Below are 25,086 nucleotides of genomic sequence, written 5' to 3' on the forward strand. Positions count from 1 at the left end.
TTGAATATTAGGAAATTTATATTATACCTACTCTTTATTTTTTATAAGAATAATACTTTTTATGATAGTATAAAAGTACTAAAAAATAACTAAATAGATGAGTGGAATATGAAAATTATAATATGAGTAATAGAGAAGAATTATTAAGTATTATAAAAATAACTGCAACTTAGATAACATAAATATTACAGATATGACAATACAGGATAAAAAGATAACTTTCCAATCTTCTTTTATAGGGCTATAGAATATTATGATACTATAGAAGTGATAATCTTACAGCATTTTATTAAAACTGATATCAAAATAAATTATAACTTTGAAATATAGACTATAATGGAGGAGAATAATGAGTAAGAACATATATGGTTTTATAATATCTATACTTAGCAGTATCTTAATATTATCAATAAATGGAGTTAATTTTTCAGCACTATTTATAATAGTTAGTATATGGATAGTATACATATATATTATTTTAAATCAAACTGAGAACTTTACTACAAATAAAATAATAAAAACAATATTTAAAATATATAAAAGCTTAGTTTATATATTCTTTATATCTATGATATTGATAGAAAGTATAATTATAATAAATATGAATCATCTAAAAGAAGCAAAAGATATAGAGAAACTGGATAATGTAATAGTATTAGGTGCTGGTCTTGATGGATATAGTGTAGGTAAAACATTAAAATCTAGATTGGATAAAGCTATAGAGTATTATAAATTAAATGAAGATGTAAATATAATTGTATCTGGTGGTCAGGGAGAAGATGAATTAATATCTGAAGCTGAAGCGATGAATAGATATTTAATAGAAAATGGAGTAAATAAAGAGCAGATTATTAAAGAAGATAAAGCAACTACCACATTAGAAAATATATTATATAGTAAAGAGATACTAAAGAAGTTAAATTATGAAGATAAAAAAGTGCTTATAGTAACAAATGAATTTCATATAACTAGAGCAATGGTTATAGCAAACATTTTAGGTGTAAAAAATGAAGGATTATCATCAGAAACGCCTTTAAAAATTAGAGTAAATTATCTAATAAGAGAATATCCAACTATGGTTATAGATATTTTAAGGACTAGTTACTATTCATTTTTCAAATGAAGTAGAGGATATTTTAAGGTATGAAAATAGACATAATATGTATAAAAATTGTATAGAGAAGTTAAGTTAATTATAATAAACTACTAACTGAAATAATATTTTGAATAACATTAAAATTCAAAGTATAATAATTATATAATAAATAATAAGTAGCAGAACTAAGGAGTGTATTGACAGTGAATTTATTTATGGAAAAAACAGATATAAAAAAATTTAATAATACAAAAGAGTTTATCGAAGAATTTAAAATTGGAGAAGGAGACTTTATATTAGTTAGTAAAGGTCTTTACGAAAAGTATTTTAATCAAATAGATTTAAAAGCAACTGTGATATATAAAAATAAATATGGCAATGGTGAACCAACTGATATAATGATGGATAACCTACTAGAGGATTTTAACAATAGTAACTGTACTAGAATTATTGCAATTGGCGGTGGTACTGTAATTGATATGGCTAAAATTCTTGTATTAAAAAATGGAAAATCTACAGAAGATATTTTCTATAAAAGAGTGCCTTTAGAAAAAGTAAGACCTTTAATTGCTATACCAACAACTTGTGGAACAGGTTCTGAGGTATCAAACATAAGTGTCACAGAAATGACAAAACTTAATACTAAAATGGGATTAGCAATAGATGAGCTATATCCAGATTATGCAGTACTTATACCAGAATTGTTAACAGATTTGCCAGATAAATTCTTTGCAGCAAGTGCTATAGATGCACTTATTCATGCGATTGAATCTTATATGTCACCAAAAGCAACTATATATACTGAACTATATAGTAAAGAAGCAATTAATATGATTTTAGAAGGTTTTCAAAAAATTGTACAAAATGGGAAAGAGTCAAGGATAACAATGCATGATAAATTTCTTACTGCAAGTAATTTAGCAGGAATCGCATTCAATAATGCTGGAAATGGAGCAGTACATGCTATGTCTTCTCCTTTAAGTGGGAAGTATCATGTATCTCATGGAGAAGCAAATTATCAATTTTTTACAGCTGTATTTAAAGAATATACAGAAAAAAATCCAACTGGAAAAATAAATGTTTTAAATAAATATTTAAGTACAATATTAAACTGTGATATAAATGATGTATATATTAAACTTGAAGAATTATTAGATAAAATTATGGTTCGAAAAAATCTTAAGGAATATGGGATGAAAGAGGAAGATATAGAAGACTTTGCAGAGAGCGTAATTAAAAATCAGCAAAGATTACTTAGTCAAGCATATATAAAATTTACAAAAGAGGAACTTGAAGATATCTATAGAGGACTATTTTAATATAGGTCTAAATATATAATTGATAAAAACTTTTTATGATAATAAAATGACTTTAAGATGATGGAACTATTTGCTTCATCATCTTTTTATATAAAAAATATTTTAATAGAATTAATAAAATTTGCTTAAACTTGGAGTAATTATACAATTTATGGTAGGATAAATATTAAGAACAACAAATAACTATATTAGGTTACATCATAAACATAGTTAAAACTGGTACGGGAGGAATATTGTATGGATATTAAATTAAGAGATTTACAATTATCAGATAAAGAGTATTTCTTTTCTTGGATAAATGATGAAGATGTAATAAGATACTCTTTATCAATATTTCAAAAAATGAAAAGTAGGGATGAAATATCACACTGGTTTGATAATTTATTAGTAGATGAATCGTCTTTTAATAAGGCTATTATAGATGGTTCTAATGATAAATTGATTGGATATGCTGGTATAGCTCAAATTAGCAAAACAAATTTATCAGGAGAGTATTTTATATTTATAGGTGATAGAACATATCACGGAAAAGGTGTTGGGACATGGGTAACAAAAGAAATAACTAAACTTGGTTTTAAAGAGTTAAGGCTTAATAGGATAATGCTTACAGCATCTGAAAAAAACATAGGCGCAGTTAAAGCTTATACAAAAGCAAACTATAAAATCGAAGGTATTATGAGACAAGCACTTTATAGAGATGGAAAATTCCATGATAAAATCATTATGGGGATTTTGAGAGAAGAGTGGGTAAATTTATAAATATATATCTTTATAGATGCTAGGAGATAAAATATGGGGAGATTAAAATCAATATATAAGAATGAAATTGAAATTAAAGAGATATCTATTTTTAAAGCATTTTTAATAATGGTTATATTTACAGTAATACCAGTTATAACAAATTTAATATCAACAGTTTTATTACTTCTTATAGATGAAGATATGTCTTTTGGGAGTATTATGATAGTAGGAACGCTTGTAGTTATTGCATCTATGATACTGACAATAATGATGGTGGCAAAGTTATTTACTAATAAAAATAGTATTATAAATAATAATATTGAATTTAAGATCACTAAGAAAGATTTCATATGTGTGTTTTTTATTATGATAGGATATATCTTAATAAGAGAGGCTTTATTATTTGAGACTTTGTCAGCTTTTGATGGTCCGATAACAGATGAGGATATGAATTTCTTAATAGAAAATTCAACATCTATAGAAGCTGGGGTAGTTATGATACTATTAGTGTTACAAGCGCTTATACAAGCACCTATATTTGAAGAGCTTTTTTTTAGAGGAATAATTCTTAATGGTTTGCTAAATAGATACAAAGAAAATCATAAGAAAGCCATATTGTATTCAGCTATAATATTTGGAGTTGTTCATCTTAATATACCTCAGGGAATAAATGCTTTTATAATTGGTACTATATTAGGGGGAATATACTATTATACAGGATCAATAAAACTAGCTATTTTTGCCCATTTTATAAATAATTTATTTGTATTTATTCCTGTTCCAGACAATATTATAATTAAAATTGCTTATATAGCCTTAGGAATATTCTTAATAATAAAATCTATAGAAAATATAAATATTAATGGAAAGGTACTTTGGAAATAGAGAAATAACATAGAATTGTAGTATAAAAATTTAATAATTTAATAAAAAAGATAGCCTTAAGCTATCTTTTTTATTAAATTATTGATATAAATTATTTCAATATCAGATAATTTTATATACTTTGAAATTATGAAATATAGGTATATCTTTTGAAGTTTATATTTCTATATATAGCTTTGTATATTTATTATGACAATAAAACTTAATGATATTAACTATACTATCAAGTGTATATTTAAGAAATGTAACTGATGATGTTGACATAACTGATAAAATTAAAGCTACTAAAAATTCATATAACGATAGTGTCATATAATTCACCACCTTAATCTTATTTATATAATATATGACTTTATATAATAGTATAGAAAAAGATTTTTTGAAATAATTAGGATAAATTTGGGAATCATAAATTTTATATAAAGGATGTACTGTAAATTGAGTACATTTTTTCGATTATAAGCACTTTAAAGTTAAAAATATTACTGTCAAATACAAGGTTAAAGACTATAATTAATATTAAACGCATAACTATTTTAAATACAGAAAAGAGGGGTTAACATGCTTGAACTTAAAAACTTATCTTTTAATGTTGAGAATGGAGAAGGAATAATAGAAATAGTTGATGATATCAATCTTTATATGGAAGATGGAGAAATCTTAGTAATTACAGGCCCAAATGGAGGAGGGAAATCAACTATTGCTAAGTTAATAATGGGAATAGAGAAACCAACAAGTGGACAAATACTATTCGATGGAGTAGACATTACAGATATGAGCATTACTGAACGTGCAAAGTTGGGAATAGGTTATGCATTTCAACAACCACCTAAATTTAAAGGGTTAACTGTAAAGAAACTTTTAAATTTAGCTGCAGGAAGAAAAGTAGATGAAGAAGTATGCTGTAGGTATCTTTCATCAGTTGGATTATGTTCAAAAGAATATATAAATCGTGAGATAGATTCATCTCTCTCAGGAGGTGAGCTTAAGAGGATAGAAATAGCATCTCTTATGGCTAGAAATCCTAAACTTGCAATATATGATGAGCCTGAGGCAGGAATAGATTTATGGAGTTTCTCTATGCTAGTAAATACTTTTGAAAATTTTAGCAAAATTAATAATCAAGGTATCATTATAATTTCTCATCAAGAACGTATTATAAATCTTGCTGATAGAATTGTTCTTATATCAAATGGAAAGATACAAAATCAAGGAAGTAAAAAAAATATACTTCCAATACTTAAAGGGGACATAAATAGAGGATGTGGATGTAATGGAAGAGAGGTGACAGCAACTCATGAATCAAAATACTAAAGATTTACTAAAGACTATTGCTGATTTATCATCAACACCTACAGGAGCTTTTAATATACGTAGCAATGGTAAAGCTATTCAAAGACAATGTTCAGAAAATATAGAAATAATAACAAAAGAAGATAAGACCGGAATTGATATTACTGTAAAGCCAAATACTAAGCATGAAAGTTTGCATATACCCGTTGTTATAACTGAATCGGGGATTAATGACCTAGTATATAATGACTTTGAAATCGGAGCAAATTCAGATATAGTTATAATTGCAGGATGTGGTATTCATAATGATGGTCATGCTAAAAGTCAACATGATGGAATTCACTTTTTTCATATAGATAAAGGTGCAAAAGTTAAGTATATTGAAAAACATTATGGAGAAGGTAGTGGAGATGGTGAGAGAGAACTTAACCCAACCACAATTGTAAAAATGGAGGAAAACTCTTATTGTGAAATGGAAATGGTTCAAATTGAAGGAGTAAATTCAACAATTAGAGAAACAACAGCTTATCTTGCAAAAGGAGCAAAACTTATAGTTATAGAAAAACTTATGACTCATGATAATCAAATAGCTCATTCAAATATGACAGTATACTTAAATGGAGAAGATTCAACAGTTCAAGTTATATCTCGTTCTGTTGCAAAAAATGATTCAGAGCAAGTTTTCCACCCTACTGTAGTTGGAAACGAAAAATGTAGGGCACATGTTCAATGTGATTCTATAATAATGGACAAGGCAAAAGTAAGATCTGTTCCAGAAATAGCTGCTAATAATACAGATGCTCAAATGGTTCATGAAGCTGCAATAGGTAAAATAAATAATGATCAGCTAATAAAACTACAGACTTTTGGTATGGATGAAGAGGAAGCTGAAGATATTATAGTTGAAGCATTTTTAAATTAGAAATCTATAAAGATATAAATTATAAAGCATAAAATAACCTAACTATTATAAAATAGTTGGGTTATTTTATAGAATATTTTTAATAGAAGGAAAATTATTTGGAGTATTAAAAATAAATATAAATTTCATTAATAGGTAGATATTATATTAGCTATATAAAATGGCAATAATAATATAAAACGAAGAGAAGGGATGACTTTTGTATGTTAAATAAATTGGCAAAAAATCAATATGTAAAGTTAGTAAAAGAAAATGGCAAAAAGAAAGAAGTTGAATACGGCATAGTATTAAACGAGAATGGAGATCAATACGATATAATGAGTGTTGGGTTCGAAAATAAAGATGGGCATTTTTTAGAATATCCACCAAATGTAGAAAACTTAGTTCAAACTTACACAACTCATGAAGGAACAATATTTGATGAAGTAAAAGAGAATGAAGTGAGAAGAGCTATGAATGTTTGGGTAGAGAAAAATTATAAGATTTAAATCCAATGGGGGAGTAGATTTACTCTCCTTTTGTGTTATTAAATATAGATTTCTAACAGTAAACTTCATAAAAAGACTAAACTCAATTTTATCAATAAGCAATATAGCAAAATATAAATTAAAATGATATAATTATTATAAAATAAAGGGGGAATAAATGTGAGCCAATACGTAAATATTAACTCTCAATTAGATGCACTAAAGTTGAAAGAGATAGAACAAACCTTTTATTACAAGATAAAAGATAATATTAATACAGTGCCCAAAATTACTCCTTTTAAAGGGATTAATACAGATTTACTTTATATTAAAGATAATAAAATTTTATTTATAAAGTTTATGGATACTACAGAAGATTTATTTTTTATTTTAGAAGAAGAACTACTTGAGGTTATGAATGAAGAATATGAATCTATGAAATTAAAAATGACTCAACTTAATAAAAATATAAGCTTTAATTATGTTTTTATTATGCCTTATGTTGAAATTGAAGATACATACGGTTTTGATGATTTCGTAAATAGTAATATTATAGATAGAAATAAATTAGAACAGATAGATTTAGACAGAAATATAATGGATACATATTTAAAAGAAGAAAATAATGAGATTGACTTAAACTTATTACTATTGGATATCTGCCCAGAGTACTATATATTAAATAATAGGCTTCATTTGAATGATAGATTTAAGAAAATTTCTTTCTACAATGATGAATATAAGTACACTGCAACTATGTTAGAAAATAGTCAAATAGAAAACGCTATTTCAATAAATTATGGTAATACGTTGTTCAAAGGTGGTTCAGGAAGTGGAAAAACTTCCATTATGATTTCAAGAGCTATTAAACTAGCTAGGGTGTATCCACATCATAAATTTTTAATTTTCACTTATACAAAGCAACTTAGAAATGAGCTAAGAGAGCATTTAGATATAATTTATAAAGATAATACTAATTTAGAAGTGCATACTTTTAGTTCTTTTATTTTTAAATTAGCAAAAAAGTACAATTTAGTTATAGATTATAATATGCTAAAAAATGACTATGAAAAGACTTTTAATAATCTTATCAAGCAAGCTAAGAATATTATAAAAACTAAAAGCATGTTTAAAGGTATTTTTATCGATGAAGTAGAAAGTTTTTCGGTAAATGAAGTAGATTTTATTAGAGAATTCTTATATAAATCAAAATATATATTTAATGTATTTTATTGTGAAAGTTTAAATATTTCTAATCACTTAAATATATTTAAACCAGCTTTTAATAATATTGAATTTAATGAAGAAGTTGTTTTAGATAAAAATTATAGACAATCAAAAGAATTAATTAATTTCACAAATAGATTTGTTGAAAACTCTAATGACTATATTAATACTTTAAGGCCAAATTTAAATAAAGAAATTTTTACAACTACGAAACCAATTCTAAATGAAGGTAAGGTAGTAGATATAGTTAAGGTAAGTGATTTAGATGAGCAATTGAGTGCAATACTTTGGGAAATTGAATACTTTACAACTAAAAAGGGGCTAAACTATTCGGATATAGCAATAGTATATCCATATAATAAGAAAAAACTAAAAAGTGGAAAGACAATTTACTTCCAATATTTAATAAGAAAAGCTTTAGAAGAAAGGGAAATCCCTTATATATATGCAGAGGATACATTGACTAATCTAAGCCCTAGAAATGGGGTTACAATATCAAATATTTATTCTATTAAAAATTTAGAATATAAAGCATTGGTATTCTGTGAACTAGAAATGTTATATAATCAGACAATAAGTGATAAAGAACAAGATTATCAAATAAATGATTTTGTTGGTGACTTAAATAAAATATACTTAGCAATAAATAGAGCAACTGAATATTTAAGTATAATAACTACATTAAATGAAGACGGTAGTGATTTAATAAAATTATTAATGGATTCAAAAAAATATAAATAAAAAATTAATTAAATTAAAAAATAGAAACTTATTTAGGTATTCATGCCATATGGCACTCCTAAATTAAGTTTCTATTTTTAAAGAATATATTATTTCATGAAATAGAAATAAGCTAAAACTATTATACCAAGAACAATCCTATAGTAACCGAACACTTTAAAGTCATGTTTTTTGATATAGTCTAGCAAGAATTTAATTGCAAATACAGAAACAATAAATGCAACTAAAGAACCTGTAGCTAATAATAACCATTCAAAGCCACTAAATGCAAAGCCCACTTTTAAAAGTTTTAGTGCGCTAGCACCAAGCATAGTAGGAACTGCTAAGAAGAATGAAAATTCAGTAGCTACATATCTTGATGTACCAAGTAAAACAGCACCTATTATAGTAGAACCTGATCTAGATGTACCAGGTATAAGAGCTAAGCATTGGAATAAACCAATACCAAGTGCTAGTTTATATGTAAGTTGACTAAAATCAGATACCTTAGGTTTTTTATTTCTATTTTCAAGCATTATCATTATAATCCCATAAACTATAAGTGCAGTGGCAACTGTAGTCGAATTGAAGAATAATTCATCTATTTTGTCTTCAAATAAAACACCTATTAAACCAGATGGGATTATAGCGATGATTACCTTTGCCCATAGGCTTAAAGTATCATTTTTTTGGATCTTAGTTTTTGATGGATCAAAAGGGTTTAATTTCTTAAAGAATATCATAAGTACAGCAAGGATTGAACCAAACTGAATTACCACGAAGAAAGTACTCATAAATGCTTGTGATTGATTTAGTTTAAGAAACTCATCCACTAATATCATATGACCTGTACTACTTACTGGTAACCATTCAGTTATACCTTGGACAATACCTAAAATAATGACTTTTAACATTTCAATCATATTTTATTACCTCCAAATAAAAAATACATAATTTACACTTTAATTTGTAAAAACACTAAATAAAAGTATATCAACAATAAGAAATATATTCAAGTCAAAAGAAAAAATGTTATATTTATAGTAATATATAATAATAAGGAGGCTCTATGGAAAATACTACAATTTTAACTGATAGTGAATTTGAGCTATTTAATCAGTTTTCACAAAAGCTTAATCCAAATACAAAACATGATTATTTGTCAAAAATAGTATTAATGAAAGCATTTCTAGAAGAGAAAGATTTATTAGAGGTGACAAAGTATGAGTGCAACGAATTTATAGATTATGTAAAGGACAAATATGCAAAATCAACATGTGAGAAGATTTATAGTTATTTACATAGTTTTTATAACTTTATGAATAAAAAAAATTATATTGAAATAAATCCATTTACATATGTAAAAAAGCCAGAAGTAAGTAGAATAAAAACTAAGGATGATGTTTTAAGTGTTCAAGAGATAAATAAACTTGTTGAAATTCTTCCTAAGTTGAACATAAGGGATAGAGTAATTATGATATTTTTAGCAACTACAGGGTGCTTACTTAATGAACTTGTAAATTTAAAATGGAAAGATATTATGATGGATGATAAAAATAATACTTATGTAAAATTAGGAAAGAACAAGAAAGAAAGAGTAGTAAAACTTCATCCATATTGTTTTAAATTAATAGAATACTATAGAGATTACTCAGGTCTTTCAGAAATAATACTTCCAACTGATGATTTTGTATTCACAACTCAAAAAAGTAATTCTATAACAGATAGAAATGTAAGATTAATAGTGAAAAAAGCATTAGATTATGCAGGATTATCACAGTATTCTGCAAAGGATTTTAGACATTCTTTTGCAGCAATAAGCTTAAGACTTGGAGCAGATGAAGAGGATATTAAAAATCAACTAGGGTGGAGTGATAAGTACTATGCTATTAGATACAAATATGTATTAAATTTTGTAGATAGTGAAAGTGTAGATTATATTATGAGTAATGATCATTTAAGTATTAATAAAAAGTAAAGTACTTATACTAGGATATATGTAAAGTTAATAAAGTTAAAAAACAAAAGAATATAACTGTTAAGTAATGATATATTAAATAATATCTAAAAATGAGTAATAGAGTCAACCTATTACTCATTTTTAGATATAGAGTATTTTAATTAAGCTTAGAAAGATCAGATGTATGATTAAGAGCTAATTGTCTACTATCAGCAACCATTCTATCAATAAAAGTTTCCGTATTTTTCAGTATTGTGCCTCATTTCTTGAATTAAATATCTTTTTACTATTTTTAATAGTACACAATCACTCTTTTTAGGAAAGAATAGTTATCTACAAATGTTGTATATAACTCATAAATAAAACTATAACAGTCAAAATTTATTTTACGATTTATTATATTTTTCAAAGTTATTATTCCAGGTAAGTTTAAATGAGATGAACATTTTTATTTTTGAAATAGATGGAAAAAATGGTTAGAAAATAAAATAGTAGGGTATTAAAAGAATATAACAGTAAACAAATTAAACTTTAGTAAAAAAGTTGAGATGAAGAATGAATTTATAAAAGGATACTTTGGAAATAGAGATATATAAAAGTTAGGTTAGTTTTAAAATAAAATTCAGGAGGGGCAAATATGAAAATAGAGATATATGAAAAAAATATGTATGGAGTAAAAGGTTTGGTTAATTCAATAATGGATGAAGAGTCTTTAAGAATTGGAGATGACTTAAAACAACTTAAAAATGAATTTAAAGAATTAGAAGTAGCGAGATATGAAATGGCTATAAAGCCAAGATATATAAGTTCTTTAGTAAATATAAGTGAGAATGATAATGAATATAATTCAAGAAGCAAGGTGATAGGCCAACTAATTAATATAAATACTAAAGATATAGGCCTAATAAGCAATGAAAATTTACCAATAGTTTTAGTCAATGGTGAAATTATAAAATCAGGAAAATATCCAAATATTGATGAGCTTAGAAAAAGGATTGAATTAGAAAAAACTAATATTAATTGTATATAATGATAACCTTTAAATTATTAATATTGATAAAATAAAAATAGGGAAAGTCTCTAGTTATGAGATTTACCCTATTTTTTATTTATAGTGATTAGAATAGTGGATTTTGTTTATGAAGTAGGTCTGTATATCATCTTTTTTTATCTAAATTTGTAGAAAAGTACCATTTAAAATATACTGAATTTATGGTATAAATAGTTAATAAGCTTAATTTAAGAAAAAAGACAAGGAGAACAAGATGCAATATACACTAGAAAATAACGCGAATAGTAAAACTCAAAAAAAGAAAAAGTTCAAACTACCGACAGCATATACAATATTATTTTCTATAATAGTTATAATTGCGATTATTAGTCAGTTTATACCAGGGGTTAAGGCTGCTACAGTAGCAGATATTGTGATGGCTCCAATGAATGGACTAAAAGATGCAATAGATATATGTTTATATGTTCTTTTAATGGGAGGATTTTTAAATGTTGTTACAAAGACAGGAGCACTTGATGCAGGTATAGGTTCAATAGTAAAGAAACTTAATGGTAAAGAGCTTTTACTAATACCAATATTGATGTTTGTCTTTTCATTAGGCGGAACGAGTTATGGAATGGCAGAAGAGACTTTAGCTTTTTATGCTTTAGTTACTGCTACCATGATGGCTGCAGGATTTGATGCTCTTACTGCAGTAGCTACTATATTACTTGGAGCTGGTGTTGGAGTTTTAGGTTCAACCGTAAACCCATTTTTAGTGGCCACAAGTATTGATTCATTAAAGGGAGTAGGAGTTGAAGTAAATCAAGCAATAGTTATGGGAATAGGTATTGCTTTATGGTTAGCAGCTCTATTAATATCTATATATTTTGTTATGAAATACGCAAAAAAGGTAAAAGAAGATAAGAATAATTCTTTATTATCAAAAGATGAGTTACAAAGTTCAACAGAAGCTTTTTTAGATGGAAAAGAAGAAACTTTAAAATTTACAACTAAGAGAAAGATTGTTATGTGTTTATTTGGATTATCATTTGTAGTTATGATACTAGGTGTTATCCCTTGGGAGCGATTTGGTATAACTATATTTGAACATACTGATTTTTTAACAGGAATTTCTCTTGGTAATTGGTGGTTCTCAGAATTAGCAATGTGGTTTGTATTAATGTCTATAATAATAGGTATTGTTTACGGATTTAAGGAAAAAGAAATAGTTTCCTATATAATAGAAGGTGCAGCGGAAATGGTAGGTGTAGCACTTATAATAGGTATATCAAGAGGCGTATCAGTTATAATGTCTAACACAGGTTTAGATGCTTATGTATTACAAAATGCATCAGACGCCTTAAGTGGTATGTCACCAATATTATTTACAAATGTAACATTTTTGATTTATATTGGCTTATCATTTTTAATACCTTCAACATCAGGATTAGCAAGTGTATCTATACCTATATTCGGTGCATTGGCACATACTTTAGGATTCTCATCAGAGTTAGTAATATCGATACTTGGTGCTGGATGTGGTCTAGTAAACTTAATAACACCTACATCAGGTGTAGTCATGGGTGGACTTGCAATATCAAAAGTTGAGTATGGAACATGGATTAAATTTGCTACAAAGATAATTGTGTGTATATTTATATCATCTGCTGTAATATTATCTGTAGGTATGATGTTACTTTAAGATAAAGTAAATAGGCTATTGTAATATAAAAACTTTTTAAGTTTTGATATATTGCAATAGCCTTTTATAGTTAGAAAAGAGATATTTTATTTTTGTATTGACACTCCACCTAGGGGAGGCTTTATTCTAATATATAGTATGTATAAATAAGAAAGGAGTAGATATTTTGAAACAAGAAAATATATTAGGAACTGAAAAAATATCCAATTTGTTTATTAAGTATTCATTGCCAGCAATAATTGCTATGGTTATAAACGGAGTACAAACTATTATAGATGGAATATTTTTAGGTAACTTTGTAGGTCCAAATGCAATGGCAAGTGTGAACTTAGTACAACCATTTAATCAATTAATAATAGGAACTAGTATGATAATAAGTATCGGTTGTATTAGCTTTATAGGAAGAACTTTAGGAGAGGGCAAAAAAAAGGAAGCACAAAATATTTTTAAAACATCAGTGATAGTTATGTCTTTAGTGTCATTAATAATAACTTTTTTAGGAATAATATTTAATCAGAATATAGCAGTAATATTAGGAGCGAATGAAGTGCTACTAGATAGTGTATCAATATATATAAAAACATTAGCAATATTCTCCATACCAATGTCATTGATGTTTTTATTTGGATTTGTTGATAGAGTAATAGAAAAACCAGAACTTTATTTAAAAGGTAGCATAATTAGTGTAATGACAAATATAATACTAAATTATATACTTATAAAAAAATTACAATTAGGTATAAGAGGAGCAGCAGTTGCAACTGGAATGTCTTTTTCAATGGCACTTATAATAACAATAGTACCTTTATTAAACAAAAATTCAGTAATAAATATATTTAAAGGAAAATTTGATAAGTCTACAATATGGCCGGTTGTTTATAATGGTTCATCAGAAGGTGTTACAGCTATTGCTATAGCTACAACTGCATTTGTATTTAATATGGCATTTATGAAGATTGCAGGAGAAATTGGTATTGCAGCATTTACAAGTATAAGTTATATATCTCAATTTGGAACATTAATAATGTTTGGAATATCAGATGGTATAGGACCTATAATAAGTTATAATTATGGATATCAAAAACATGATAGAGTAGATGATGTTTTAAAAATATCTTATAAAGTAACATTATTAGTTGGTATGATTTTATTTGCAATATTATTTTTATTTGGAAGAAGTTTAGTTGGAATGTTTACAGGTAGTAACACAGATGTATTAGAAATGGCGGTTAATGGATCTAAGTTATATGCTTTTGCATTCTTTTTTAATGGATTTAATATAGTATACTCAGGATACTTCACAGCTATAGGAAAGGCAAAGGAATCTATAATTATATCTGCTTGTAGAGGGATAATTTTTATAATCATAGGAATACTTATTTTACCAATGGTTGTAAATTTAAAAGGAGTATGGCTTACAGTTCCTTTTGCAGAATTAATGACATTTATAATAGGAATTAAATTAATGAACAAAAATAGTTTTGCAAAAACAAGCAAAACTGCGGCTTAAAGTTATAATCTAAGAAAACAAAGTATTAAAAATAATAAATCTAGAGATATAGGTAAATAATAAAGCAATGAATTTATGATAAAAAGGTGGGCTATTTATAGTTCATCTTTTTATCATATAATATAAATGAACTAAAACTAAAAAAAAGTTGTTATTGTTCGGATTATCTTGTATAATTAGATTGTAAAAAAAAGACTTAAGGACGGTGCTAATAATTATGATAGATAACAAATATACTACATATACAAATCCATTAACAGACAGATATTGTAGCAAGGATATGAGTTATATATTTTCTCCACAATTTAAATTCTCAACATGGAGAAAGTTATGGGTTGCTCTTGCAGAAGGTGAGTATGAATTAGGAATTAATATAACAGAAGAGCAATTAGAAGAATTAAGAGCAAACGTAGATAATATAAATTTTGAAGAAGCAAGAAAGATAGAAAAAGAAGTAAGACATGATGTAATGAGCCACGTTAAAGCATATGGAATGCAATGTGATAAAGCGAAAGGTATAATACATTTAGGAGCAACTTCAGCATATGTTGGAGATAATACAGATGTAATTCAAATGACAGAAGCTTTAAAGCTTATAAGAGTTAAGCTTGTAAATTTAATAAATAACCTAAAAGAATTTTCATTAAAATATAAAGATATGCCAGCATTAGGATTTACTCACTTCCAAGCAGCACAACTTACAACAGTAGGTAAGAGAGCTACTTTATGGGCACAAGACTTACTAATAGACTTAGAAGATTTAAATTTTAGAATAGAAAATATGAAGCTTAGAGGTGTAAAAGGAACTACAGGTACACAAGCTAGTTTCTTAAGTTTATTTGAAGGTGATCATGAGAAGGTTAAAGAATTAGATAGGCTTGTTTGCAAAAAAATGGGTTACCAATCTTCATATGCAGTAAGTGGACAAACTTACACTAGAAAATTAGACTATCAAGTAATAAGTATATTAAGTGGAATAGCTCAAAGTATGCACAAAATGACTAATGACATAAGGCTTTTACAAAGTTTAAAAGAATTAGAAGAGCCATTTGAAAAGAATCAAATAGGTTCATCAGCTATGGCGTATAAGAGAAATCCAATGAGAAGTGAAAGAATAGCTTCACTATCAAAATATATAATAAGTGAAAGTTTAAGCCCAGCTTTAGTAGAAGCTACTCAATGGTTAGAAAGAACTTTAGATGACTCTGCAAATAAAAGACTTGCAATACCACAAGCATTTATGGCTGCAGATGCAATACTTGAAATAGGAATAAACGTAACTGATGGACTAGTTGTTTATGAAAATATGATAGCTAAGCGTATAAATGAAGAACTTCCTTTTATGGCTACAGAAAATATACTTATGGAAGCTGTAAAAAGAGGTGGAGATAGACAAGAGTTACATGAGGTTATAAGAGAATTATCTATGAAGGCGGCATATAGAGTTAAGCATGAAGGAAAAGATAACAATCTTATAGAACTTATAATTGAAAGTAATGCATTTAATATGGACAAAGAAGAAATATTATCTATAATGGATCCAATTAACTTCGTAGGAAGAGCTCCAGAACAAGTTGTAGATTTTGTAAATGAAGCTTTAGATCCTGCTATAGAGCCATTCAAGGATAGCATAGGAATAGATGTAGACTTACACGTATAAAATAATATTTAATATAAAAAGATGCCTAGAAAAAGTAGGCATCTTTTTTATTCTTGACATTGCAACAATTTACTATTAATGGAATAAGTAGAAAATTAATATAAATAATATAGAGCTGTTTAAAACAGCTCTTTTTTGTGAAAAAATCTAAAAAAAAATAAATAAACAAAATATAGAGATAATTTTTATGAACAAAAAAAGTATAATTAATAAGAAAATAATAATTAATATCAAATACTAAAATATATCGGGGGAAAGAAAATGGCGTTAAGAAATAAAAAAATAAAAATAATGTTATCGACATTAGCAATAGCAGGAATTATTATATCATCTAACTCAAATGTGACATATGCATATAATGGATTATCAACGAAATCTGCATCAATACAAAGAAATATAGAAAATAAATCTTATAAAGTAGACAATAAAACGACTGCAATGAAAGAAGATGGAAGTGTTTCTACAAGTGAACATGGACAACAAACAGTTAGAAACTGTATAGCAAATGAGACATTAATAGAAGAAGTTGATGGAAAAATATATGCAACATATGAGTTTACGGAGTCATTATATTCGATGTTAGATGACATAAGAATATCAATAGATGGAGTGCAAACTTCATATGATAAAAATGATGATAGAAAATATAGAGTGGAATTAAACTCTATTGATTCAGAGGTCCTTATAATAGTAAAAGCAGGTCCACATGATACTTATATGAAAATCGAATTAGAACTTCCAGAAAAAGAAGAAGTAAAATCATACACAATGTCAAATAAAACAACTGCAATGAAAGAAGATGGAAGCATCTCGACTAGTGAACATGGACAACAGACAGTAAGAAATTGTATATCAAATGAAACATTAATAGAAGAAATTGGTGGAAAAATATATGCAACATATGAGTTCACAGAGTCATTATATTCAATGCTCAGTGATATAAGAATATCAGTAGATGGAGTGCAAACTTCATATGATAAAAATGATGATAGAAAGTATAGAGTGGAATTGAATTCTATTGATTCGGAGGTTCTTATAATAGTAAAGGCAGGACCACATGACACATATATGAAAATTGACTTAGAGCATATAGAAAAAGAAGAAGTAAAATCATATACAATATTAAATAAAACAACTGCTTTAAAGGCAGATGGAAGTGTTTCTACAAGTGAACATGGGCAACAAACCGTAAGAAATTCATTATCAGAGTCAACATTGATAGAAGAAATTGATGGAAAAATATATGCAACATATGAGTTCACAGAGTCATTATATTCAATGCTTAGCGATATAAGAATATCAGTAGATGGAGTAGAAACTTCATATGAAAAAAAAGATGATAGGTTGTACAAAGTTGAATTAAATAGTATTGACTCAGAAGTAATAATTACTGTAAAGGCAGGTCCTCATGATACATACATAAAAGTTACATTAGGAGATGATGATACAGAGGCAGATGAAGGAAATGAAGATTTAGAAATAGTCCCACCAACTAGTGAAGATGATTCAGCTAATGATAGTGAATTAGAAGATGGTCTTGAAACAGATAAAGATGAATATGGCGACACAGAGACAGATAAAGAAGAGAATCTAGAAGAAGATACGGATGTGGATAAAGAAGTATCTAAAGATAATGACTATTCTGAAGAAAAACTTCCTCAAACAGGATCTGTATTAGGAAGTACAGAATTACTTGGAACAGGCGGGTTATTAATGTCATTAGCAGCTGTTATTAAGAAAAGAAATAACTAAATAACTTTATATTTAAAAATTATGAAACCTAGAATATTTTTCTAGGTTTTCTTATCGTAAAAATATAGAAATATGAATAATTGTATAAATTAAGGAGAGGAGTATTTTTATTAAAACGAAAATGTACCCATTATGACACAAAAATGACACAATAAAGACACAATTAGGAATGATTTAGTTCATATAATGTAAGTAGATAAAAATGTAGTATAAAATACATTGAAATATGTATTAAAATTCTGACTAAACATAGTAGGAATGAAAATTAGGAGGTACAAAATGAAGAAATTATTAATATTATTAGCTACTTTATCGATGTTTATTTTTTCTGGATGCAGTAATGAGAGTAATAGAACTGTAACGGATAGAGAGGGAACAGAGGTAAATATACCAACAAAAATAGAAAAAATAATATCAACTGCACCATCTAATACAGAGGTTATAATGGAACTTGGATTAGGTGATAAATTAGTAGCAATAGATAAATATTCTACTGATATACAGGGGGTAAATCAAGAAATACCTCAAATAGATTTCTCAAACCCAGATGCAGAAACAATAATTGGACTAGAACCAGATATAGTTATAGCATCAGGACATAATAAAACAGGTTCAGCTGAAGATCCATTTAAGGCAATTAGCGAAGCTGGAATACCAGTAGTTTATATACCAAGTAGTGAGAGTATTGAAGGTATATATGAGGACATTAACTTCATTTCTGATGTAGTAAATGAAAAAGAAAAAGGACAAAAAATAGTAGAGGATATGAAATCTAAGATAGATGAAATAAAAGCTATAGGTGATAAAATAGAAGAAGAAAAAACTGTGTATTTTGAAATATCACCTTCACCATATCTTTATAGCTTTGGAAACAATACTTTCTTAAATGAAATGATAGAAATAATAGGAGCTAAAAATATATTTTCAGGTGAAGAAGGATGGTTATCTCCAACAGAGGAATCTGTAATAAATGCCAATCCAGATGTAATAATAACTAATGCATCTTACCTTGAAGATCCAACTGAAGAAATAAAATCTCGTGAGGCTTGGGAAAATATAACTGCAGTAAAAGAAAATGCAGTATATTTAGTAGATAAAAATGCATCCTCTAGACCATCACAAAATGCAATAAAAGCTTTAACAGAAATGGCTAAAGCTATATATCCAGAGTATTATGGGCAATAAAAAAAAGGCAGTATTAAGTATTTTACTAGCATTAATAATTATTGGTATTGGAACTTCTGCAGGGAGTTCCAATATTAATTTAATCGAAACTATATCAATACTAGTAAATAAAATATTTTTTATACCTCTTAAAGAGGGAATAGACCCTAAAAATATAGGTATTGTTTGGAAATTAAGATTACCTAGAGTGTTGCTTGCATTTTTAGTTGGAGGATGCTTAGCAACGAGTGGGGCGGTAGTGCAATCTATATTGAAAAATCAACTTGCATCTCCTTATACATTGGGAGTGTCTTCAGGTGCATCTTTAGGTGCAGGTTTAATAATTATAAGTGGTATTGTCATACCTATAGTCGGGAGTTTTACACTTCCTTTAGTTGGATTTTTATTTGGGTTATTAACAGTGTATATCGTAATAACTTTTTCCGCTAAAATAGATAGAACTATGTCTAACAATACAATTATATTATCGGGAATGGTATTTTCATTATTTGTAAATGCATTGCTTACGACATTAACAGCATTATTTTCAGAAGATATGAAGAGTATAACTCTTTGGCAGATGGGGAGTTTCGCTATGAAAGGTTGGACCTATGTAAAGCTAATTATTCCATTTGCAATAATTGGAGTAATAGGAGTAATGCGATTTACTAGAGAAATGGATATAATAACCTTTGGAGAAGAGCAGGCGAAAGCAGTAGGTGTTGAAACTTCGAGAGTAAAAACAAAGCTTTTTGTTTATGCAGCAGTGCTTACAGGTGGAGCAATATCTTTGAGTGGAACTATAGGATTTATAGATTTAATTGCGCCACATGCTGTAAGAAAGGTATTTGGATCAAAGCATAAATATGTTATACCAATGTCCTTTATTTTTGGTGGGTCTTTAATGGTTATATCTGATTTAATTGCTAGAACAGTAATTGTACCTTCAGAGCTACCGGTAGGGGCTGTAACTGCATTAATAGGAGCACCATTTTTTGCATATGTATATTTTAGAAAGAAAAGGTGATATATGTGTTAGAAATAAAGAATCTTTCTAGTGGTTATGATGGAGTAGATATAATAAAAAATATAAATTTAAGTATAAAAAAGGGTGAAAATTTATTTATAATAGGTCCTAATGGTTGTGGCAAAAGTACATTATTAAAAACTATAGCAAATATTATTGAATACAAAGGTAGCATAAAGATTGATGATAAGGAAATTTCATCTCTAGATAGAAAGAATCTAGCAAGGAGAGTTGGTTTAATGAGCCAAGTTTCAGAAATATATTTTCCATATACAGTATATGAAACAGTGTCACTAGGAAGATATCCATACTCAAAAGGAATTTTTGATATATTATCAAAAGAAGAAAAAAACATTGTATTAGAAAATATATCAAAGGTAGGATTAATGGAGTTTAAGGATAAGATGATTACTGAGCTATCAGGTGGTCAAGTACAAAGAGTTTTTCTAGCAAAATTATTTGCTCAAAATCCGGATATAATACTTTTAGATGAGCCTACCAATCATCTTGATCTTAAATATCAAATAGAGTTATTAGAATATGTGTGTAACTGGGCAAAATCAAAAAATAAGATTATAATAGGAGTATTACATGATTTAAATTTAGTTCATCATTTTGCTGATTCTGTGATTATGTTACAAAATGGAGAAATAATTTCTAATGGAAATCCTAAGAATGTACTAAATGGAGAAAAACTAAAAGAAGTTTATGATATTGATATAAAAAGTTTCATGGTAAATGTATTAAATAAATGGGAAGAAGTTATTTAATAGATAATAAAGTCTTAAGTATAATCATTGTTTAATAACTGTCATTAAAACAATTTATAAACTTAAATATATGAGTATTTAAAATATAAAACTTTTAGAATAGATTAAGATATTAATATCAAAAAAGATGAATCAAAAGGTTATTTCCTGCAAATAGTAAGCCTATAAAACTAAGGAGGGAGACTAATGTCAGGAAATAACAGTAATACCAAAAAATTAACATTATTATCGTTAATATTAATGATATTTACTTCAGTTTTTGGATTTGCGAATATACCAAGAGCATTTTACTTAATGGGATATGCAGCGATACCATGGTATCTACTAAGTGCAATTTTGTTTTTTATTCCTTATGCATTTATGATGGCTGAGTATGGAGCAGCGTATCAAAATGAAACGGGTGGAATATATTCGTGGATGGAAAAATCAGTAGGTGCCAAGTATGCATTCATAACAACTTTTATGTGGTATGCATCTTACATTGTTTGGATGGTGAATGTATCCTCTTCAATATGGATACCATTATCTAATGCTATATTTGGATATGATAAAACAGCAGAATGGTCGATATTAGGTTTAAATTCAACACAAAGCTTAGGTATTCTAGCTGTAATTTGGATTATAATTGTAACATATGTATCTACAAAAGGAGTAGAACAAATTACGAAAATAACATCAGTAGGTGGTTCTGCCATAGCTTTATTAAATATAGTTTTATTAATAGGAGGAATAACTGTATTAGCTTTAAATAAAGGAATACTTGCACAGCCAATAGAAGATATAGCTAAAAGCTTTACAAATTCACCAAATCCAGCATATCAAACAACTATAAGTATATTTTCTTTTTTAACCTTTGCAATCTTTGCTTATGGAGGACTTGAAGCCTTAGGAGGTCTTGTTGATCAAACTGAAAACGCTGAGAAGACTTTCCCAAAAGGTGTAAGTATAGCAGCAATAGTTATAGCAGTTGGATATTCTATAGGAATATTTGCTTGTGGTTTATTTACAAACTGGAACACCGTTTTATCAATAGAAGGTGTGCATATGGGAAACGTAGCATATATTTTAATGCAAAATTTAGGATTTGAATTAGGTATAGCATTTGGTATGGCACCACAAAATGCATTAACAATAGGATTATGGGTAGCAAGATTTACAGGACTATCAATGTTTCTTGCATTAAGTGGAGCTTTCTTTACGTTAACATATTCTCCTTTAAAAACTTTAATACAAGGTTCACCAAAGGAAATATGGCCAGGTAATCTTGCTAAAATTGAAAATGGAATGCCTTTAACAGCTATGAAGGTGCAAGCAATTATAGTTATTGTATTAATACTACTTATTTCATTTGGTGGAAAAGGTGCTGCAGAGTTTTTCTCGCTTTTAGTAGCTATGACTAATGTAGCGATGACTATACCATATGTATTTTTAGCCGCTGCATTTCCATCATTTAAGAAAAAGCAATTAAAAGGACAAGTTTCACAACCTTTTGTAGTTTATAAAACGTATACAGTTTCATTAGTAGCTACTATTATTGTAAGTTTAGTTGTTGCTTTTGCAAATATATTTTCAATAATAGAGCCAGCTTTATCTGGGAAAACAATAGATACCGTAATGATGATAGGAGGTCCATTGATTTTCTCATTAATAGCATTTTTACTTTATAATAGTTATGAAAAAAATTACAAGGATAGATAAAAAATAGTATAAAATAAAGAACTTATTAGAATTGAATTTTTATAGGTTCTTTATTTTTATGGGATAATTGTGTAGTATAAACTAATATTAGGAAGAATTTCCTTGAAAACTATTGTATTTTAAATAATTTTAATGTAAACTATTAAATGTTAAAAAGTTAATAAACTAAACATCTGGGGTGATATATTATGAAAGGTATAGTATCAAATACAATAGGATTTATCTCGAAAACGTTTCCAGCACTTTATTCTAGTTTTTATCTAGACTATTTAAAGCAATATTCTAGTGCATATGATGTAAATAAGACGCAGCTTAGAGCATTAGTTTTTGTTAGTAACAATGGTCCAATAAGTATGACAGATTTATGTGCTAAGTTAAACATCGAAAAGGGGAGTTTAACAAGTATGGTAGACGATTTAACTGACAAAGGGTATGTTGTTAGAGAAAAAGATACTGCTGATAGAAGGAAATATTTAATAACTATAACTGAAAGTGGTAGAAATGTTGCTGCGGATTTTATGGGGAAATTAAGTAATAGTTTAGAAGAAAAGCTTTTCAAACTTAGTGAAGAAGAACAAGATAAGTATATGGAAGCAATAGGTACGTTACAAGCAATTCTAAATAAAGAAGAATTAAGCTAAGAAACTTTAAAATGGAATCTAATAATTAAAGAACATAAGTATAATTATATTTTAATTTAGCCTTATTAAGGAAATACTTTAAATGTGAATGACTTTATATTTATACAAAATGTTCTTTAATTACTCCAATTTAAATATTTTTATTATTATAAAGTGTAAATTTAAAGTGTAAATTTGAATCTTATTAATTTAGTGTTAATTCATCATTTTTGTAGTTAAAACTTTTGATTTTTGATGATAGGTACTCTTCTAATCCTTCTTTTAAAAGTTTAGCGGCTGTTATTAGATCCTTTTCATTCAGTATGTAGGCAAGTCGAATTTCATTTTTACCTAGTTTTTCTGTAGCATAGAATCCTTGGGCTGGGCATATCATGACTGTTTCGTTGTTTTTACTGAACTCTTCTAACATCCAAATAGCAAAGTCTTCTGCATCGTCAATAGGCAATTTAGCTAATATATAAAATGCTCCGGACGGTTTTTCACATACTACTCCATCAACTTTCATCAATTCGTCGTATAGTACGTTTCTTCGTTTCTCATATTCTGCTATTACTTCTTTAAAGTAGGATATTGGAGTTTCATATAGTTTTGCTGCTCCAACCTGATCTAAGGTTGAAACACATAGTCTACCTTGACATAATTTTAATACTTGAGCGATAAATCCTTTGTTTTTGGAAGCAATGGATCCAATCCTTGCTCCGCACGCACTATATCTTTTAGATATACTATCAATTATTATTACTCTATCATAGATTTCTGGAATATTTCCAAAGCTAGTATATTCTTGATTATCATATACAAACTCTCTATATACCTCATCCGATATTATCCATAAGTTATATTCTAAAGCAATTTCTGATAACATTTTTATTTCATTATACGTATAGACTGTTCCACTTGGATTACTAGGATTAGAAATCATTATTGCTTTAGTATTATGATTTATTTTAGATATTATATCTTCCTTACTTGGAAGATGAAATCCATTCTCTGCTTTAGTAGTTATAGGATTTATTTTAACGTTTATTGATTGACCAAATCCGAAATAGTTCGTGTAAAATGGTTCGGGAACTAGAACATTATCATCAGGATCACAGATGGCCATTAAAGCAAATAATAAGGCTTCGCTACCACCATTAGTTACTAATAACTCATCTTTACTAAACTTTATATTATAGGTATTGTAATATTTTTGCATGGAATTAATTAAATCATCCAGACCACTAGATGAACAATATTCTAACACTTGTTTATCAAAATCATTAATCGCCTTAAAAAATGCTTTAGGTGTTTTTATATCCGGCTGTCCTATGTTTAAATGATATACTTTAACCCCTCCTTTTTTTGCTGATTCTTCAAAAGATGCAAGTTTCCTTATAGGAGATGACTGCATAGAGCTTACCCTTTTTGAATATTTCATCTGAAATCCCCCTTTAATTAAATAAATTTATACTTAAGACTTATAGTATCAGAAACAACTATAAAAATCATTAGAAAGTAGTTATATACTATATTATATAGTGATAAGTTATAAATAA

22 protein-coding genes are annotated in these 25,086 nt (G+C 27.4%); 19 read left to right on the forward strand and 3 right to left on the reverse strand.

What is annotated here, in order from left to right; genetic code table 11:
* Positions 1–349 precede the first annotated feature (349 nt).
* The 4 genes from H8923_RS05650 to H8923_RS05665 all read left to right on the forward strand — a co-directional run bounded on the left by H8923_RS05650 (position 350) and on the right by H8923_RS05665 (position 4,041).
* Positions 350–1,123 carry a YdcF family protein gene (locus H8923_RS05650; protein WP_153972121.1) on the forward strand — a complete coding sequence of 258 codons (774 nt, stop codon included), beginning with the start codon at positions 350–352 and terminating at the stop codon, positions 1,121–1,123.
* 176 nt (positions 1,124–1,299) lie between these two features.
* Entirely contained in the window at positions 1,300–2,415 is a 1,116-nt protein-coding gene (locus H8923_RS05655) for a 4-hydroxybutyrate dehydrogenase (RefSeq protein ID WP_330596617.1), read from the forward strand.
* Between the two features lie 237 nt (positions 2,416–2,652).
* A complete protein-coding gene (locus H8923_RS05660) occupies positions 2,653–3,174 on the forward strand; it encodes a GNAT family N-acetyltransferase (RefSeq protein WP_153972119.1) in 522 nt (173 codons plus the stop codon).
* Between the two features lie 33 nt (positions 3,175–3,207).
* Positions 3,208–4,041 (forward strand): CPBP family intramembrane glutamic endopeptidase, encoded by an 834-nt coding sequence (locus H8923_RS05665; RefSeq protein WP_153972118.1) that lies wholly within the window; start codon positions 3,208–3,210, stop codon positions 4,039–4,041.
* 156 nt (positions 4,042–4,197) lie between these two features.
* Here the strand turns inward: H8923_RS05665 and H8923_RS05670 are convergent, their stop codons facing one another.
* Positions 4,198–4,353 (reverse strand): hypothetical protein, encoded by a 156-nt coding sequence (locus H8923_RS05670; RefSeq protein WP_153972117.1) that lies wholly within the window; start codon positions 4,351–4,353, stop codon positions 4,198–4,200.
* 249 nt (positions 4,354–4,602) lie between these two features.
* On the opposite strand from H8923_RS05670, the gene H8923_RS05675 reads away from it, so the two are divergent.
* The 4 genes from H8923_RS05675 to H8923_RS05690 all read left to right on the forward strand — a co-directional run bounded on the left by H8923_RS05675 (position 4,603) and on the right by H8923_RS05690 (position 8,691).
* Positions 4,603–5,355: an ABC transporter ATP-binding protein gene (locus tag H8923_RS05675; protein ID WP_153972116.1), complete on the forward strand. Its 753-nt coding sequence runs from the start codon at positions 4,603–4,605 to the stop codon at positions 5,353–5,355.
* On the forward strand, positions 5,339–6,256 hold the full coding sequence (locus tag H8923_RS05680; protein ID WP_153972115.1) for a SufB/SufD family protein: 918 nt from the start codon (positions 5,339–5,341) through the stop codon (positions 6,254–6,256). The genes H8923_RS05675 and H8923_RS05680 overlap by 17 nt, the downstream gene beginning before the upstream one ends.
* A gap of 203 nt (positions 6,257–6,459) precedes the next feature.
* Complete coding sequence (locus H8923_RS05685) at positions 6,460–6,744, forward strand: hypothetical protein (RefSeq protein WP_153972114.1); 285 nt, start codon at positions 6,460–6,462, stop codon at positions 6,742–6,744.
* A gap of 159 nt (positions 6,745–6,903) precedes the next feature.
* Entirely contained in the window at positions 6,904–8,691 is a 1,788-nt protein-coding gene (locus H8923_RS05690) for a UvrD-helicase domain-containing protein (protein WP_187127858.1), read from the forward strand.
* An 89-nt stretch (positions 8,692–8,780) separates the two neighbouring features.
* On the opposite strand, the gene H8923_RS05695 is transcribed toward H8923_RS05690, so the two are convergent.
* Positions 8,781–9,593, reverse strand: a complete 813-nt coding sequence (locus tag H8923_RS05695; RefSeq protein ID WP_153972113.1) for an undecaprenyl-diphosphate phosphatase — start codon at positions 9,591–9,593, stop codon at positions 8,781–8,783.
* Positions 9,594–9,739: 146 nt separating this feature from the next.
* Between H8923_RS05695 and H8923_RS05700 the strand changes: the two genes are divergently transcribed.
* From H8923_RS05700 to H8923_RS05750, 11 genes are all read left to right on the forward strand, one after another.
* Entirely contained in the window at positions 9,740–10,648 is a 909-nt protein-coding gene (locus H8923_RS05700; RefSeq protein ID WP_153972112.1) for a tyrosine-type recombinase/integrase, read from the forward strand.
* A 619-nt stretch (positions 10,649–11,267) separates the two neighbouring features.
* Complete coding sequence (locus H8923_RS05705; RefSeq protein ID WP_153972111.1) at positions 11,268–11,660, forward strand: arsenic metallochaperone ArsD family protein; 393 nt, start codon at positions 11,268–11,270, stop codon at positions 11,658–11,660.
* 235 nt (positions 11,661–11,895) lie between these two features.
* Positions 11,896–13,326 (forward strand): YfcC family protein, encoded by a 1,431-nt coding sequence (locus tag H8923_RS05710; protein ID WP_153972110.1) that lies wholly within the window; start codon positions 11,896–11,898, stop codon positions 13,324–13,326.
* Between the two features lie 166 nt (positions 13,327–13,492).
* On the forward strand, positions 13,493–14,836 hold the full coding sequence (locus tag H8923_RS05715) for an MATE family efflux transporter (RefSeq protein WP_153972109.1): 1,344 nt from the start codon (positions 13,493–13,495) through the stop codon (positions 14,834–14,836).
* Between the two features lie 217 nt (positions 14,837–15,053).
* On the forward strand, positions 15,054–16,496 hold the full coding sequence (gene purB / locus H8923_RS05720) for an adenylosuccinate lyase (protein ID WP_153972108.1): 1,443 nt from the start codon (positions 15,054–15,056) through the stop codon (positions 16,494–16,496).
* Positions 16,497–16,757: 261 nt separating this feature from the next.
* Positions 16,758–18,248, forward strand: coding sequence for a hypothetical protein (locus H8923_RS05725; RefSeq protein ID WP_153972107.1), 1,491 nt, complete (start codon positions 16,758–16,760; stop codon positions 18,246–18,248).
* Positions 18,249–18,527: 279 nt separating this feature from the next.
* A complete protein-coding gene (locus H8923_RS05730) occupies positions 18,528–19,433 on the forward strand; it encodes an ABC transporter substrate-binding protein (RefSeq protein ID WP_243139956.1) in 906 nt (301 codons plus the stop codon).
* A complete protein-coding gene (locus tag H8923_RS05735; RefSeq protein ID WP_153972105.1) occupies positions 19,423–20,439 on the forward strand; it encodes a FecCD family ABC transporter permease in 1,017 nt (338 codons plus the stop codon). The genes H8923_RS05730 and H8923_RS05735 overlap by 11 nt, the downstream gene beginning before the upstream one ends.
* Positions 20,440–20,444: 5 nt before the next feature.
* Positions 20,445–21,209, forward strand: a complete 765-nt coding sequence (locus H8923_RS05740) for an ABC transporter ATP-binding protein (protein WP_187127859.1) — start codon at positions 20,445–20,447, stop codon at positions 21,207–21,209.
* A gap of 186 nt (positions 21,210–21,395) precedes the next feature.
* On the forward strand, positions 21,396–22,907 hold the full coding sequence (yjeM, locus tag H8923_RS05745; RefSeq protein ID WP_153972104.1) for a glutamate/gamma-aminobutyrate family transporter YjeM: 1,512 nt from the start codon (positions 21,396–21,398) through the stop codon (positions 22,905–22,907).
* Between the two features lie 188 nt (positions 22,908–23,095).
* A complete protein-coding gene (locus tag H8923_RS05750) occupies positions 23,096–23,548 on the forward strand; it encodes a MarR family winged helix-turn-helix transcriptional regulator (protein ID WP_153972103.1) in 453 nt (150 codons plus the stop codon).
* 184 nt (positions 23,549–23,732) lie between these two features.
* Here the strand turns inward: H8923_RS05750 and H8923_RS05755 are convergent, their stop codons facing one another.
* A complete protein-coding gene (locus H8923_RS05755; RefSeq protein ID WP_153972102.1) occupies positions 23,733–24,968 on the reverse strand; it encodes a pyridoxal phosphate-dependent aminotransferase in 1,236 nt (411 codons plus the stop codon).
* Positions 24,969–25,086 lie beyond the last annotated feature (118 nt).

This window comes from Romboutsia faecis, assembly GCF_014323405.1.
Classification (GTDB): Bacteria; Bacillota; Clostridia; order Peptostreptococcales; family Peptostreptococcaceae; genus Romboutsia_E; species Romboutsia_E faecis.